The sequence below is a fragment of the Mesorhizobium sp. WSM4836 genome (genome assembly GCF_055811815.1).
In genome coordinates this window covers 40,427-57,282 of sequence record NZ_JBVVQF010000032.1, presented here as the reverse complement: position 1 = coordinate 57,282, position 16,856 = coordinate 40,427, and the positions used below count along the sequence as shown (strand labels likewise).

Annotated in this window: 9 protein-coding genes and 1 pseudogene; 1 reads left to right on the top strand and 9 read right to left on the bottom strand. The window is 56.5% G+C overall.

Going from position 1 to position 16,856, the window contains the following annotated elements; translation table 11 throughout:
- Nucleotides 1-357: 357 nt before the first annotated feature.
- From AC0L2P_RS28550 to AC0L2P_RS28520, 7 genes and pseudogenes are all read right to left on the bottom strand, one after another.
- The gene (locus AC0L2P_RS28550; protein WP_473506114.1) at nt 358-1,359 is read right to left on the bottom strand and encodes an alpha-ketoacid dehydrogenase subunit beta; all 1,002 of its coding nucleotides are present in this window, start codon (nt 1,357-1,359) and stop codon (nt 358-360) included.
- A gap of 6 nt (nt 1,360-1,365) precedes the next feature.
- Nucleotides 1,366-2,379 (bottom strand): thiamine pyrophosphate-dependent dehydrogenase E1 component subunit alpha, encoded by a 1,014-nt coding sequence (locus AC0L2P_RS28545; RefSeq protein WP_473506112.1) that lies wholly within the window; start codon nt 2,377-2,379, stop codon nt 1,366-1,368.
- Nucleotides 2,370-2,633, bottom strand: a complete 264-nt coding sequence (locus AC0L2P_RS28540) for a hypothetical protein (RefSeq protein WP_473506111.1) — start codon at nt 2,631-2,633, stop codon at nt 2,370-2,372. Before AC0L2P_RS28540 ends, AC0L2P_RS28545 begins: the two co-directional genes overlap by 10 nt.
- On the bottom strand, nt 2,630-3,340 hold the full coding sequence (locus tag AC0L2P_RS28535; protein ID WP_473506109.1) for a class I SAM-dependent DNA methyltransferase: 711 nt from the start codon (nt 3,338-3,340) through the stop codon (nt 2,630-2,632). The genes AC0L2P_RS28540 and AC0L2P_RS28535 overlap by 4 nt, the downstream gene beginning before the upstream one ends.
- 387 nt (nt 3,341-3,727) lie before the next feature.
- A pseudogene (locus tag AC0L2P_RS28530) lies at nt 3,728-4,215 on the bottom strand (transposase); the annotation flags it as partial.
- Nucleotides 4,216-4,691: 476 nt separating this feature from the next.
- A complete protein-coding gene (locus AC0L2P_RS28525) occupies nt 4,692-5,900 on the bottom strand; it encodes a hypothetical protein (RefSeq protein ID WP_473506107.1) in 1,209 nt (402 codons plus the stop codon).
- A gap of 316 nt (nt 5,901-6,216) precedes the next feature.
- Complete coding sequence (locus tag AC0L2P_RS28520; RefSeq protein WP_473506105.1) at nt 6,217-6,552, bottom strand: LysR family transcriptional regulator; 336 nt, start codon at nt 6,550-6,552, stop codon at nt 6,217-6,219.
- A gap of 1,059 nt (nt 6,553-7,611) precedes the next feature.
- Between AC0L2P_RS28520 and AC0L2P_RS28515 the strand changes: the two genes are divergently transcribed.
- Nucleotides 7,612-8,265 carry a TetR/AcrR family transcriptional regulator gene (locus tag AC0L2P_RS28515; RefSeq protein ID WP_473506103.1) on the top strand — a complete coding sequence of 218 codons (654 nt, stop codon included), beginning with the start codon at nt 7,612-7,614 and terminating at the stop codon, nt 8,263-8,265.
- Between the two features lie 550 nt (nt 8,266-8,815).
- Here AC0L2P_RS28515 and AC0L2P_RS28510 read toward each other — a convergent pair.
- Complete coding sequence (locus AC0L2P_RS28510) at nt 8,816-9,313, bottom strand: 4'-phosphopantetheinyl transferase superfamily protein (RefSeq protein ID WP_473506122.1); 498 nt, start codon at nt 9,311-9,313, stop codon at nt 8,816-8,818.
- Between the two features lie 200 nt (nt 9,314-9,513).
- Nucleotides 9,514-16,785 carry an SDR family NAD(P)-dependent oxidoreductase gene (locus tag AC0L2P_RS28505; protein WP_473506101.1) on the bottom strand — a complete coding sequence of 2,424 codons (7,272 nt, stop codon included), beginning with the start codon at nt 16,783-16,785 and terminating at the stop codon, nt 9,514-9,516.
- Between the last annotated feature and the right edge of the window lie 71 nt (nt 16,786-16,856).

Below are 16,856 nucleotides of genomic sequence, written 5' to 3'. Positions count from 1 at the left end.
CGGCCGCAATTTCAGCTTTCTTATCGTCGTCTGCTTTGAATGTCTCGACATGGATAACCGGCATAACGCGTTCCTTCATTACTTTGCGGGTCAGCTCGATCACAACTTGGATCGCCTTTCCGCATCATAGCGTGATCATTGCAGCATGATGCGCCTATTTGACAATCCACCTAGCCGAGGCAGCGGCGCAGGACACGTTACACAAGTATGGTGCGCGCCCCGCCAAAGCAACGTGCCAGCGGCCCCTGCGTGGAACAGGAAGTCAGTCCCATAGCCCGATCGCGGGCAAGGCCTATGCGTCGAAACGACGAAGCAGCGAATATCTTGCGGCAACGACGGCGGTTCGGATTCTTTGAGTCAGAGCAGCTGCCATACGGCGGCGGCGATGTGATCCTTCGTCGGGAAGAAATCTTTTTCGAGGGCCGGACTGAAGGGTACGTGAATATCTGGAGCGCTGACCCGCAGGATCGGGCGCTTCAACTGATCGAATGCGTCCTCCGCTATTACTGCGGCGATTTCACTTCCGACATTGCAGACGCGATGCGCGTTCTCGACGATCACAAGTCGCCCGGTCTTAGCGACCGACGTTTTGATCGTCTCATGATCAAGTGGCTTCAACGTCCGTGGGTCGATGACTTCGACCGAAATGCCGTCGTTTGCGAGAGCGCTGACAGCTTGCATCGCTGGCCGGATAGCACCGGCAATAGCAACAAGAGTTACGTCTTCTCCTTCGCGCTTCACATCTGCTTTGCCAATCGGGATAAGATGGTCAGGATCTGTGAGCACGTCGCCTTTGATCGGCCACAGGCTGGTGTCTTCGAAGATCATTACCGGATCGCCGTCACGAATGGCCGATTTCATCAGCCCCTTGATGTCGGCGGCGTTAGTCGCACTAATGATCTTGAGGCCAGGCACATTCATAAAGAGCGGGTAAGGCCGGTCGGCATGCTGTGCCGCGTAGGACCCCAGCGAGGACATACAGCAACGAAATACGATCGGGATGTCGATCTGGCCTCCAGTCATATACCGTAATTTCGATGCCTGATTGATGATTTGATCTGAGGCGAGATAGACGAAGCTGGCACCTGAGAGGTCTACGATCGGCCGCAAACCGTTGATGGCAGCTCCGATACCGAGCCCAGCGAAACCGCCTTCTGAAATCGGGGTGTTCCAGATCCGGTTTTTGCCAAACCGCTCAATAAGTCCGGCGCAGCCGTGAACCGAGAGCTCTTCTCCTATCAGGACGACTCGCTCATCGCGATCCATCTCCTCCATCTGCGCCTGCACGATCGCTTCAAAATAAGTCATCTGAATATGAGTGCTGGACGACGCAGGAAGTTTCTTGGCATCAGTTTCCATCTGGAATTAATTCCTCTCCAGCCCAGCAACGAAGGCGTGATCGGCTTCAAGGGATGAGTTGAACATGTAATCGGCTAGGGTGTCTGGATCAGGCATGGGGCTGGCCAGAGCGAATTGTACAGCGCGGTTCACGGCCTGTAAGACCTCATTCTCAATTCCCCTCAGACTCTTTTCTTTTGTGCCTTCATCGAGGAGCATAGTGCGAAATAATAAAATCGGATCCCGGTCGCGTCTATGAGCCTCGACTTCTTCAACCGGTCGATAGGGCTCCGGGACCACCAAGCCGAAATCGTGCTCATCGAACCGATATGTGTTGGCTACTATCAGAGTAGGACCCTCGCCCGCGCGCGCTCGCCTGACAGCCTGTGCCGCAACTTGATAGACGGCGTCCACACTCTGGCCGTCAACCCTCACCCCTGGCATGCCATAGCCCGCTGCCCGCAGCGCTATGTCCGGCTGCCCGTGGCTTTGCGCCACCGACGTGGTTTGTGCATAGCCGTTGTTTTCGCAATTATAAATGACCGGAAGCTTCCATAGCGACGCCATGTTGAGACTTTCGTGGAAGCTGCCTTGATTTACGGCTCCATCGCCGAAGAAGCAAATCGTAACCTGATCGATGTCCCGCACTTTGGCACTGAATGCACATCCCGTGGCAAGAGGAATACCCCCTCCGACGATACCAGATTCGCTGATAATGCCGACCGAATTGTCTGCAAAGTGCATCGAACCGCCGCGGCCCCTGCAAATGCCCCCCTCCTTCCCCATCAGCTCGGCCATGAGCCCATCCAGATGCGCTCCCTTCCCGATCGGATGGCCATGCGAGCGATGCGTTCCAGTCATGGCGTCATCGTCCCGGAGGGCGAGGCATGCCCCGACGATAGCTGCTTCCTGCCCCACGCTCGAATGGAACCAACCAGGTACATTGCCACTTTTCGACTGGCGCATACCCTCTTCTTCGAAGCGACGGATGCGAAGCATCCTACGATATGCCTCTAACCTCTGATCGCCGTTCAACTGCATGAACCAACATTCCTCCAATGTCCAAGTAAAGATGCCGCCTGGGATGGCATATTAGGTGTGATGATCCCGCGATTATCGATGACTTTTCTGGTTGTCTGATAATTGAACAAGATCGTGCGGATAGCCGGCGTTGAAGGATGTTTTGCAGGATGAGAGACATAGGCCAGCCTTGCCGGCGCCTGAACTCGCCCGGGCAGTCCGCGAGAAACTTGTCGCTTTTTGGCTGCCATTGGTAAGATTTGTGCAGCGGTCATAGCCTCCGTTCCTCTGGTGCGCTGGTCTTCTCGGGCACCTGGAAGACCCAATAGTGGGCGTCCTCCTCAGCGACGTATTTGCCATCCCTAAAACATTGTGCGGGTATCAGGACGCCCTCATCCTCCAGACGCCGCACTTTTTCCTGAAAGGATGTCGTCTCCACATAGCTCTTGCGGGTGCTTGCAATAACAAAGCCGTTCGGGCGGGTGACGCGAGCCAGCTCGCGCAACGCATCCGGTCGCACGTGTCCGAGGGTGAGGACACCGCAGCAGACGGTTAGGTCATAGCTCGCGGTGGCGTAGTCAACGAGCCGCCTGTTTAGGTCAACATCACCTTGGGCATGGCGGTAAACACCAGTTTGCCGGGCCTTCTCGGCCATTTCTTCGGATAGATCGAACCCATCGATTGACCGGAAGCCGAGGCGTTCCAGTTCCACGCCGACGAGCCCAGTTCCGCAGCCAGCGTCCAGAATTGTAATACCATTTCGCTGCCCGTCCAGATAGGCCGTCTGCACGGCGCCTGTCAGTTCGGCCACGATCACCGGTCCGCGGTACCCGATGCGGGCTTGATCCAGATCAAAGGCACTCGCCCATCCGTCATATAAGTGGGCCAAGCGAGCGGCGTTGCCATCGAACGCATGGGATTCCTTCATGCGCTCTCGTGCTCCGTGCTCCGGTGCTGTCTCCTCCTGGTCCAGGCTGTTCATAAATAGTTCCTCCGTCTAAGGGCAAATGGTCGGGCGCTGCCTTCATGGTTCCACAATGGCCGCGGCTGAAGGACTACGCAGCCGTGCTCTAGCGGAAACATACGTCCATCCTCTCGGCCGCCACGGCCGGATTGGTCAGCGATTCCTGACTTGGTTTCGACCTGCATCTACGCTTTCTACTTAAACCACCGACACCGCGAGAGCAGCAGAAATTCCGTCGTTCTCGAAAGGACCATACCAGCGCGATGAGGATACTTGAAGCTGATTTTTAATATTTTGACATGACAGAATGTTGCATTTTTGAATTCAAACGATAATTGTAAGAAATATTCTTGAAATTCGGCTATTTTTTGGAACTACTCTTTAACAATGCTCTGTTGGCGGAAGCTGCTCGCGAGAGAGCCGCTTGGTGAAGCAGGGCTTAGCCCCGATTGCTCTTGGGAGGGATATTAGGAGCAATGCCCTGATCTTGGATCAGATCGTTAGTGGGATCAGCTTTATGGGCCTTGTGGGCCAGCACGATGGTGAGGACCGAGGGGATCGAGGAGCGACCGAGCGATCTGCCCGTCATGCTTGGCCTGCCGTCAGGCCGAACCAGATGGTGAGGCCCTGCGTCGGCCACGACGTGTATCTTGGTCGTGAACTGCTGCGTGATCGGCCGAGATAGTGATCTGCACCACCCTTTTTGGGGTCGGAGCCTGCTGGTGGGCGCGAACGGAGTTGCCGTCGAGCATTGGGATGCTGCCGTCATGGCGACCATCACCCGGCCCGACACACCTGCTTTTCGCCATCGCACGAAGTGTAGGACGTCATGCGCGGGGCGTAGCGCGAGGAAGGCCGCGCCACGGCGCACCCGAACGCAGCGCCCACAAGAGGTGCCCCTTTCGAGCTCTGAGGCAAACTGGAAACGATGTCCGAAAATACCGCCACCGTGTGCGCTTCGGGACATGCGTTGTGAGCGTCACGAGCACCCTTTTTTACCTGAGTGCTGTTGGCAAGATTTACCGCCTGATTTGCGAGCTTCGCGGCGCATGGAGTGGGAGGACCCTGATCGCAGACATCAAGACACTCGTCAGGGCGAGGCGTGAAGAGGGTCACCACCCCCGGATCGAGGTGATCACCGGCCGACGCAAGCGGCGCATCGGAACGCCAGCGGAGAAGGCTCGGATCGTTGCGGGAGTGCGGATCCGGCCGCCAACATCTTGGCGGTCGCCCGACATGGCTGACAGGATGAGTTCGCGCATCGGATCATCTCACGACCTTTTCCATCCTGCCCGCGTGCCTTGCCATCGTCACCTGCGCCGTTCCGCGCCGACGCGTCGCTGTTGGAAAGCCGTGCTCAGGGTATCAGTTAATAGAAGCGACGACGATATTCAGCATATTTTGCTGCTAGTTCCGCCGCGCGGTATTCGCACTCGTCCGGCGTTATTGCGTGGCAGTCGTAGGCGAGCAGCTGGCGCATTACTTCTGCGGTCTCTGCCGTGAAGCGCACCGTGCCGTCGTCTTCCACGGATTCGATACCATCATATTTCTGGCATTCCCTGTTGATCTCCACCGCATCCTGCAGTGAAAGCTCTTCAGGTAGGTCGATCGAAATGCCTGTTGGAGCCACCCTGACGGGATAGCCGCCCACTAAACCCAATGGGCCGGGCGCATGCACGACACGTTCTTCGCGATCAGCAAACGCACGAAGAACAACTGTCGCCGAGGACGCGGTCACCGATTCCCCCTCAAGGCCTCCAACCCGCCGAAAACGTCCGGCAACGTTCGCGAAGATCGCATCGTGGTGCAATTCCTCAGGCCTGACTATCTGGCCCTCCCGATATATGGCTAAATGATAGGGCGCGCCGTCCGTGGAACCGGTCCTCGGCATACGATAACTGACGTAGTGTTGGGCAAAGAATCGCACGTCGATTGCTTTCAGTTCGCAACGCAGACAATGTGCAGCCGCTAACCGTATGGCCGGTACGGCATTCGCGACGTTACCGATGCCAATCGTCGGCGAGAGACCCTCGGCGGCAAGGGCGGCATTTGTTACATCGGGGTAAGATGCATTTATGACCGCGCTCTTGAGTCCAGCTTCTCGCACAGCTTTCATCAGCCGCCGTACGAGAACAAGATGCATTGGCGTCCACACGCCGCCGCGTGCTCGATCGATCTGCCGATAAGCATCGGGCGGCAGTTGCGTTATGAGCCACCATGAATGCAAGGTCGTCGCATTAAAAATGATGTCAGGCCGGAGAGCCGCTAGTTTTTCAGCCGTAGCCTCTATATTCATGAGATCCATGGACACCACCTCAATGGTGGGATGGTGGCCGAGGTTTAAGGCCGTTTGCCTAGCCAGATTGGCCCTTAGAGAGGCTTGCTGCACATTTTTCGCTCCGACGTGCAAATCGTAGGGTCTGTCGACCTGGCTGAGAAGATCGAGCACGGCCCCGCCAAGCACGCCATGGCCAATAATAAGGATATTGATGCAACTTTGCATAGAAGATCTCCTATGTACGATATTGTTATTGTAGAACGTTTTTGTTTTTAGTGGTTTAAAATCGTAATTCGACATGATTTCCGTCGCACAACACTCCTATATCTGAAATCTCGTTAATCCACCGACTACTCTACAGGCGTTAACACAGGCAACTCTAGTTCCATCTACAGCAATCTAACTTCTCGGGGAATGTCGAATGTGTTGCAAAAAGTGTCAGCTTTGTCCTTGACCCTCACAGGCTTACCTTCGCGGAATCCCACCAGTCAGTGTCAGCCCTGACAACTTTCTGATCAGCCTGGCTTGCGAAGCCGCCCCTTGGCCAATGCGGGTGCATAGGACTTCCTCCGACCAACGTATTAGGCTAAGAACGCCATATTCGCCGAGTCTGCCATCAACGCGAACGCAACGGCGGAGGCAATTGTGACGTGCGGGAACGACCGCCGCATTTGATGATCGTCAGGACGTTGGACGTCTTGGAAAAAATGCTTGCCAGCGCGGTATAGAGATCATGTCCAACGCTAGTAAACACCACGCCGGTTTTTGACCTTACAAACAGCGGAACGCCAAGCTCGTCCTCAATGACTTTGATCTGCCGAGTGATGTCCCCCGATGGCATATTCAGCTCGGAAGCCGCAAGCTCGATCGAAAGATGGCGTGCCGATGCCTCGAATGCTTCCAGGGCACTAAGGATGGTAAGGGAGGGGAGATCACAGCAGGGAACGACCATCGAGTGCTCCAATCAGATCAGGGGTCGCGAGCCAACATCACCGGTCCCTTGTTCCTGGCACAAAATCGCTCCCGCTCGTCTACCATGTCCTGTGCAAGTCGCGTGCCAGTTAGATGGTTAGGTGGGGTATTCGGCTTTGCCCCACGCGTTGAACGAACTGTTTTTGAGGTGGTGCTCTTCGAGCTGATTATTAAGCGTGGTCTGTGTGGCCACAGGCATTAGGAAAGGCGCAGCATAAACGCTTGACTGACGGTGCGCCGTGACGGTCGCGGGAAATGAACATGGGTTAGGGACCTCTTAAAGCCCGCTGATTTCGACCGGCAGCTGTAATGCCGCCCCCCCCGCAGAAGCAGCGGGTGGAAGGGACCGAGAAGCCCAGATGGGCGACGGCTCTCCGCGTAAGGCCGGCCGCCATTATGCGGTCCACCTCATCGACTGGTACCCGCCAAGGATGTCGACTTCATCCTCGGCGTGGCGACACTTTTCGCAAGCATGTCGCCGACCTGCAGCACGGTGTCGCGCTTCGAATCGTCGGAGAAAACGAATAAGGTCCCCCGCTTCGAGCAATTTGTTGATGGCGCCGCCAACTGCACGTCAAGGCGATCGCAGACCAGCCAAAACAAGCCGCTTGGCGCCGCCCGCTCACGCGGTACTGTCAGCCGACTAAGCCCTCGGATCCTCCCGGCCAAGCAGCACGCTATCCCCGTGGGCGATCACGTGGCGTCTCGGACGAGCGTTGCAACATATCCTTCAATAAAATTCATAGACTCTTTGCGATCGAAAGTTGGTGGTGGTGGTAATGCTATCCTAATTTCCTGAGTTCCAGGGGACAACATCTAGTAATTTCTGCGTTCCCCGCGCGGGATGCTGCGCCAGAATGATGTCGTTGCAGATATCAAGCAAAGGAGACCGTCCGTAGATCAAATTGTTCGGGATTGGCAATGAATAGCTCAAAGTACGTCATCCAGCTTCATGGCGTTCGGCCGATGCCGAAGCGCGAGAGGACAAGCCGGACGACTTACGTTTCGTACCGGTCTAGATTGAAATTTGCAGCTCCGATTGGAAACCAGCTGGAACGCTATGCCAAAAATTATTGATGTCGAGCTGACCCGACTACGCATCGCTAGGGCAGCGGGTAAGGCCATAGCGGGGAAGGGCATTTCCGCTGTTACGATGGTTGATATCGCCAACGCGGCCGGGGTAACGACGGGAATGATTACCCATTACTTCGAAGGCAAGGCGGACATCATCGCAGCTGCCTTGCGCAGCCCTTTTCTTAACATGGAACGCAAAATCGCACATCTGCTGGAAAAAGGAGAAACCGATCTTGTCGTCCTGCTTGACGCGGCCATACCAGCGTCTAAATCTCGATCCGAGGATAGTGTAATATGGGTGAATTTTTGGGGAGTGATAGCATCCGATCCCGAATACCGTAAGCTCGATAGCGCGCTGCATCGCGAGAGAAAGGAAATGTATGACCGAGTCATCCGGGTGGCTTGGCCAGAGAGTGAAGAGTGGCCACCGGAGGTGTTCGAGACTGCACTGCGGTGGGTTGTTACATTCCTCTTTGGGCTGAACGCAGGCGGCGTAACAAATCGGTCCGTCTGGACAGCTTCCGTTCTGCGCTCACAATTAGAGCTACACTTGCACATGGTACGCAATTGGGCACGACAACAACTTATCGTTCGCGGTAATGATTTAGATAATGCTTGATTTAATGGATGCGCTGTTCGAAATCGACCGTCAAGGCTGAAACCGTTTGGCAGGAACGTAAGATGGAAACCGCCGACGTTCACGCTTGTCGCGCTCGGTGTTCGTCGGCAGCCTATCGGCTACGCGCTCAGGCGCTGGAACCACTTCACCGGCTTTCCTGACGACGCCGGGAGCTGCTTCACCACACGCCACCGAGCGGTCGCTCAGAGCCTCAGACGCGACGAAAGCCATGACGCATCGCCGGTTCCGATCGCCGCTATGACAACGCTCATCACGACGACCCATCCCGCGCTCGGCATACGCAAGTTATATGCCGACGGTCGACGTATGCCAAGTGCCTTTTTCACCGCGGCGGTTGAGTCGCGCTTCGCCCCGCCGTTTTGGCCGGAGGGCGAGGGCGAGGGCGAGGGCGAGGCATCCGGTACCAACTGCATCAACCGACTATAGCACGAAAGAAGGCCTCAACGGTCATGGCGCCGAGCGGTAGGCACGGTGGCTCCATCCTGGTCTAATTGACCGTCACTGAACTGTCATCCAAACGGATCTTTGGTCAGATACTTTTCTTATAGGCCAAACCGACAATGTCTTCAGAATTGTAGAGGTCAATGGCAAAAGTACAATCGACCTTTTTGACGTCTGCCGTCTTGGCGGCGATGTTTTTTACATCCTGAAATTCGAGTATTTCCTTGCGTAGTGGGCAACAGGGCTTATAGACGGCCTCCTTAAGAACGAACAGGTCTCGCCGTCGGAGCAGACATAAGTCGTAGATATCTTTCTCTCTGGACGTTGAGATCAAGTCAACCAAACCGTCTGGAAGAGGTTCGTCAGGCTCAATGTCGATACCCAGCGCCGTGATGGATTTATTCTCTGCACTAGCGGCGGCGACTACTGTACTGTGATGGGCCAAAGAGCCAACAATTCCGTCTGGCCAGGTCGGAGCACCAGATTGCCTCTTTACGATAGGCATCGGCGGAAATCCTAGTTTACCTCGGAGTGTTCGGGCGATAATCCTTGCCGCACCGCTTTGGCTCCAAAGCTTGGCCCACACATCATCCGCGCCCGCCGAGGTCACGACTGGGCGTTTACGTCTTCACGATTTCTCGTACGCTGCTCCCTAGCATTGCGAGATTTGATCGCCGGGACCCTTTCTGCGACCGCTGGAAATCGCCAGTGATGTGGCGTCCGTTGCAGACCCGCCCGGGCCGGCTAGGTTGGGAAGCGTATTATGCTCCCGCTCTTCTGCTGCGATTATTCCGGCGTGTGGTTACGGCTGCATATTTGCTCATACAGCTGACCGAACGTTGCTGTCTCAATTATCTCATCCAATTTCGGCGACCTCCAGCGGTCGCTTTTCCCTAAATGAGCTTGAAGTTCTGCGGCCAGAAGGCTGTCTCCGCCAACATCGAAAAAGTTGTCGTCCAGCCCTATTTCGGTGTCACCGAAAAGAGTGCTGACCTCATTCAGGAATATGGTTCTCGGATCGCCCCTGTCCAACAACTTGTCCTTGCTCGTTTCGCCTTCTTCAGGCGGAGATATTTTCTGTTCGTCCGTTCGCTCGTCTGGTGTGATTGTCCGAACCCGGTCGATCTGGCTTAGGGGTCGAAGGAAGGGCCGCGCCGCAACAATAACCTGACCGTTGTCAACGGTTGCCAGTATGCTTTTGATAACATCGATCCCCTCGTCTGAACGGAGCGCCAAATCGTTCGCCCGACGTGTCCGGTCGGAGCCAATCACTTGCTCATAGTAGGAGTAATCTTTGTCATCCCAGTTGGAATTGATCCACCGGACACCGAGTTTGCCCTGCACTTGGCGTGCAAAGGCGTCCATGAACCTGTTGGCCGCCGCAGGAGCGGCCATCGCTGGTCCGCCGAGGATTGACGCAACGGACGAGAAAAAGAATACGAACTCCGGTGACTGCAAGTGGGTGATCTGCATCCGCCGAATCGCACCGTAAAGGTTGCGTGTCGCCACAATTTTGGAAGCGAACTCACTGGCAGAGGTCGTATCCTTCATCTCTGAAAGTAACTTCAGATCGGCCAGTCCGGCGGCGTGAAAGATGCCGTCCACCCGCCCGAATTCCCGAACGGTTGTGTCGAGTGCGGCCGACAGGCTGTCGAAGTCCGATACGTCGGCCTCGCGAAGCATCACTCGACCTTTTGCGCTGTCAAGTGCGGCCAGTCGGCGCGTCCAGCCCTCGTCATCGAGATCCACGCGCCCTGAACTCAAATGGTCGGGTACGGCAAGTCGGGTTATTGCGACGACCGTCGCCCCAAGGCTGACGAGATGTTCCGTCAAAGACAGGCCGATCCGCCCAAGAGCTCCTGTGACCAGATAGATGCCTTCTGGCCGCAGGATTTCCGATACGGAAACCTGTGGTTCGAGGGCCATCTCGGGAAAATGCGGCACCCACCGTCGGTTTCCTCGGAGCGCCACGATGGCATCGGGACCAGGCACATCGCGCCCAACTTCAGCACCAAGCTGATAGCCGCTATTCGGGTCGTCGATGTTCAGATCAACAACCCGGCAGTCGATCATCGGGTTTTCCTGAGGTAGCACGATGGCGGGACCGAAGATGCACGCTTTTTCTGGATCTACAGGTTCCTCGCCAACCTGAACCATCCGGTCGCCAATGATAGACAGATCAACTGGAGTCTGGAGCGCCAGTGTGGAAAGAACTCGTGCCAAATCAAGTATGGCCTCGTAGCCGCGTAAAAGATGGGTCTGCAGCGTGCCTGGATCGGCGCACGCGTCCGCTGTGCCGGTCAGGGGCCAGAGGCAGAGAATGCGCTCAGCGGGGCGCTCCGAAGTGAGCTCGGCATCGAAGAGCGCCTTCAGGCCTTCTCGAGTGGGATCAATAAAGATTGTAGATCCCTTGATTTTCAAGAATGAATTGGAGGGTTTGGCCCGTCGGCAAACACGGACAACTTCATGGCCCGCATCCTCCAACTGCCGTGTGATGCTGTTTGCAAGCTCGTCTCCTATTCGGTGCGCCTCACCAGACGGCCGATCGGCGAACACCAGCCAACGTAGCGCCTTTGTAGTTCGGAGACCAGCAACCGCGCGGGGAAGCATTTTCTCTGTCCAAGTCTGCGCATAGGTGAACACTTCCCCCCTGTGCCGGTCTCGCCCCCTGGGCTGCCGCGGAACAGTCGGGCTCGCAGCCTGATCGTCCGGCCAGCAACGGTGACCGTCAAATGAGTATGTGGGAAGGGGAAGGCGCCGGCGGATACCTAACGGTTCCAATTGATCACTGGCTCGCTTCCAATCCACCGCAACACCTGCGGCCCAGAGAGACCCAAGGCACTCGAGAAGGACATGGCGGTCAGTGGACTCTTGGTCGTTGCCGTCGCGAGCGGCTGGGAATATCGCTGGCATTCTGGCCTTACCATCCCCCCGGTTGATCGTTCCGAGCGCGAAACGTGCCAGATTGCGCGAAGGGCCAAGGTCAATGACAGCAGTTACACCGGCCGCTACGACGGCTTCGAGAGCGAGATCGAATCGGACAATCTCAGTTGCTTGCCTGCTCCAGTTGGTGTCCGGGATGGGCACTTTGGCGCCATGAAGAGCTCCTGAATTCAGTGCGATGGCCAGATCCGGTAGCCGGTTTTCAAGGATGCGAACTTGCACGTCAATGATATCAGCCGCTGGTTTCATCAGCGGAGAATGGCCGGGAACGCCAGCTGAATTAAGGACTCGGTTGGGAATCTCGGATTTTTTGAGCCCCTCCTGAAGATTTTCCAGAAGTTCCCGCTTGCCGGTGAACACCACGCCGGTTTTTGAATTCACGACGCCGATGCTGATTTCGCCAGCTGCAGCTCGACTACGCCAAGCGTCCTCGGTGAGGATAAGCGCAGCCTCATCCGGGCCGCACTTGGCTGCAAGCATAGCACCGTCAACACCAAGATTCGCCATCGCGCGGCTACGAACGACTGTCAGCCCGATAGCATCTTCCATTTTCAGAATGCCCGCCAGAGTGGCCACGATATAGTCGCTCATACTATGTTCGACAAGATAATCGGGACGCACTCCACAGAGCTCCAGCAAACGGGCCATGGCGTATTGCACGGAGAAATTCATGACGCCGATTTCTTCGAAGGAAGCGGTCGCGTATGCGTCATCTTCCCCAAACAGGACTGTCTCCAGGTCACGATCGAGAACCGTGCGACTAGCGGCGGCACAAGCCAGGAAAGCCTTGCGAAAGTCCGGCACATGATCAAAAAGGTCCTTGAACATTCCCTGGTGCTGCACTCCGCAACCCGGCAGCATGAATCCAATTGACGGCGAGGAAAGGGTCCGATCAGCAGCACGATCCGACTCTTCTTCCAAGTTCGCGATGGCCATATCCAAGTTGCGCGCCACAACGACGGTTCGATAATCGAAGTGGCATCTCGCCACGCGTAGCGTGTGGGCGACGTCACCGAGGTCGATATGGCGGTTGCGCCGCAGGAACGCGGCTAGATTCCGGCAGGCCCGGCTTAGGGCCGTGTGGGTCTTTGCAGATAGGCAAAGAGCGTGAGATCCGCTCTCGACCGATCCGGGCCAAGCCCTTGCGTTATCGCTGTTCCATTCCTGCAAGACGACATGGCAGTTGGTTCCGCCGATACCGAGGGCAGTGACTCCGGCAGTTCGAAGGCGTCCATGCGGACGGGGCCAAGGTCTGAGCTGCTCATTGACGAAGAAGTGCGTGTCTTCCAGACCCAGATCTTCGTTCAGCCGGTTGATGTTTATGGTCGCAGGGATTACGCCATGCTGAACGGTGAGAACTGTCTTGATAAAGCTCGCGACCCCAGCAGCGAAGTTGGCATGGCCGATGTTCGGTTTGATTGACCCGATTGCACAGACGTTGCCCGTTTCCTGTTGCCCCGCGAAAGCCTCTGCTAAAGCTCGGACCTCGATCGGGTCGCCGACCTTGGTGCCGGTGCCATGAGTTTCGATGTATTCCACGTCTTCGGCGCCGAGTGCCGCGGAGGCAAGTGCTTGGCGAACAACATCTGCCTGGCCTCGCGCGCTTGGCGCCGAGAAGGACGATTTGGCGCGGCGGCCATCGTTGTTAATGGCACATCCTTTAATCACTGCGTGGATCGGGTCGTTCGCGGCAAGCGCATCTTCGAGCCGCTTGAGGACGACGACCCCTACCCCATCTCCGAGCACCGTGCCACTCGCATCGGCATCAAAGGCTCGGCACACACCATCCGAAGAGTTAATGAAATCCTTGACGTACTGATACCCCGCTTGAGGGAACGTGATGCTCGCCCCGCCTGCTAGTGCCATGTCGCAATAGCCGGCCGCGAGCGACTGAGCGGCGACCGCTATCGTCACTAATCCAGTTGAGCATGAGGTTTGCACCGCCATACTTGGACCGTTGAGGTTCAGCATGTAAGACACCCGCGTGGCAAGATAATCCTTGTCGTTGCCGAGATCGGTCAGGAAAGCGAGCGGAGCGTTAGTGGGATCGATGAGGCCGCCTCCTTTCAAATGGTGTAGTAAATAAAACGGGAAGGACGAACCTGCAAACACCCCCGTCCGCCCCTCATGCTGGGTGGGCGCATACCCGGCCGACTCGAGTGCCTTCCAGCAGCATTCAAGAAACAGCCGATGCTGCGGGTCCATCAGCGTTGCCTCACGCCTTGAGAGGTTCCAGAAATCCGGATCGAAAAGGTCCACATCGTTCAGATGTGCACCCACACGCACGTAATCGGTACGCTTTAGGACAAACTCCGGTATACCCCGGACCTTGAGTTCCTGCGCGGAGAGCTGGGTGATCGAGCAGATCCCTTGGCAAAGGTTTTCCCAGAGCGCATCAACAGTCTCCGCGCCGGGGAAACGCGCTGCCATACCAATTACGGCAATGTCCATCCCGGGGCCGCGTCGGCCGTCGAACGCACTAGTATGCTCCCTGCCCCGTGAGACTGGCGGTAATTTGGGCAGCTTCGGGATTTGGGGACGTTCCTGCTCGCCGCGGCGTTGGCGAAGAAGGTCGGCGAGCTCTTCAAAGGTCGGATTGAGGAAGATCTCCACTACGCGGAGATCCACCTTCAGGCTCCCACGAAGCTGCGTGCTGAGACGGGCAGCCAGAAGGGAGTGTCCGCCGCACTCAAAAAAGTTGTCGCCTGGATCAGCAACTTCAGCCTTGAGAAGGTCATGCCAAGCTGCGCGAAGGGCCGATTCGACCTCGTCGGCACCGGTCACTGGAGCGGACGCCTCTCTCGCGAGGTCGGGTAGCCGCGATCGGTCAAGTTTTCCGTTTGGAGCAATAGGCAATTCCGTCACAGGTACGAACTCTGATGGGATCGCGTAGTGCGGCAGCTCCGATCTCAAATGCGCGCGCAAGGGAGCCTCCCAGCCCTTGCACCCGTTCCGCAAGACTACATAGGCTATCAATCGATCAGGCTGGCCGGTCGTCGGATCGAGTTCCGGCAACACGGCGGCGGACCGGACCCCGGAGTACCCAAGCAAAGCAGCTTCCACAGATCCGGGGACGATGCTGTAACCCCGGATCTTCACCATGAAAGCGCAGCGCCCAACAATCTCCAACTGGCCGCCGGGCAGCATGCGGCCAAGATCGCCAGTGCGGAACATTGTGCCGTCAGCCCGGAACGGGTCGGGAAGGAACCTTTCCCGTGTCAACTCGGGGCTGTTGAGATAGCCATGACCGACCCCATCGCCGCCGACGAAGATCTCACCTAGGAAGCCCAGCGGTACGGGGTCGCGCCGCTCCCCGAGGACATACACGCTGACATTGTACTGAGGTGGGCCGACCGGTACTATTTTTTGTACTGTCGCGAGATCGATCTCACTCAATTCAGTATGCGCGACTTCATGCGTCTCTGCTATGCCGTAACTATTGATAATTTTGACATTTGGCAGCGCGTGCTTCACGCGCGCAAGCAATGCTGCTGTTACTATCTCGCCTGACAGGTAGATCAATCGGAGATCAGGAAGGTCGGAGGAAGCGTCGAGGAAGCCGCTGCTGAGAAGCACATCGAGCAGAGAAGGGGTAAATAATGCTCTTGAAATTCGATTTCGTTCAAGGTATTCGACCAACCGTTGTGGATCGTAGATAACGTCGTCCGGGATTAAATAGGCTGGCATCCCGGCGAGGATGGGCCGCATTATCTCCCAGACCAAGAAGAGATTGACCGCCTCGCGCTCATCAGGCGCGTATGGCAGCGCGTGATAGTACCACTGGTAAGAGCATACATTGGTTCGATGGGGGCAGACGATCCCCTTCGGTTCGCCAGTCGTTCCGGACGAAAATACAACCTGGGCCGGCGCATCGATCTCCACTGATTGGGGGTTGGCCGGACTGGCGTTGTCGAGTTTTGCTTCCCAACCGTCATCGAGCGACAGCGTGAGGCCAGACCAGTCAGGCGGAAGGCTAGCTGCGAAACGGTTGTTCGTGACGACGATTTCAACAGATGCCTTCTCAAGCATCCGCTCCAGCGCGGCAACAGGCTGAGCTTTGTCAAGAACGACGTAGGCCGCCCCCGTCTTAAGAATGCCGAACAGCGCGACGGCGTATTCAGGTGAAGTATCCATTAGGATACCGACACGCGAACCTCGGCTCTGACCATGTCCGAGGAGGTGTTTAGATACAATCTCGCTCAGGTCGTCGAGCTCACGGTACGTCAACGTCCGAGTCTCCCAGACCACGGCCGGGGCATTCGGATGGAGGGACGCTTGTTTGCGGAATTGGTCATGTAGTGGTAGTTCGGGATAAGGTAGGGCCTCGCCAATTTGAATGGAGGGTGGGAGTTGTGCCTTTACTTCTTCAACTTCACGCAGGAGGGCAGACACTACTTCCGCCGTCGCGGAATGGGTGTAAAAGTGATCGCCTTCAAACATAATCCGGGTAAAGCGCGACGTCGTAAGCCGACGCCATTCTTCTACGTCATTGGCACTGACCGTTTCGTCTTGAACGCCCCCCATAGCGGTGATTGCCGCCACGAGAGGCGTTGGCAAGTTTCGGTCGTAGGTCTCCGCAAGTTCGAAGTCGGCCCGCATTGGCGGCAAGATGAAGTTTTGTAGGAGTTCCTCATTTGCCAGCGCTTCCGTGGGGACTAAACCGAGGCTCCGGACCACCTCGGTTAATTTGTCGTCCGTGTATATATACATGGGCGGCTCATCGGCCGGCACATCCGCCGACGGGTGAGCAGACACGACAACATGGAAGGGAGATGGCAGGTCGGCCTTCTCCAGCGAGCGGGCGATCTCGTAGGCCACGAGAGCTCCTACGCTGTGACCAAAGAAAACAAAAGGCCTGTCGCTATACTCGCGAAGCGCCTCAATGATCATTGGTACGAGTACGTCCATCCTGCGGATGGACGTCTCCGCTGATCGTTTGCCGCGCCCCGGAAGATCCAGGCAAATAAGATCAACGTCGTGGGGTAGATATTCGGACCAACTACGGAACGACTGGGTGCTCCCCCCCCCGTGAGGGAAGCAAATTATCCGATAAGAGGGCTCAAGAGAAATTTTTACAGCACTCAGCAATGCTGCATCTGTCGTTACTTGTTCCATCTAAAAATACTCCGCTTCGATTCCACTTGAAATGAACGCCTCAAGCTTAACGTTATTTCCAGACAACTATT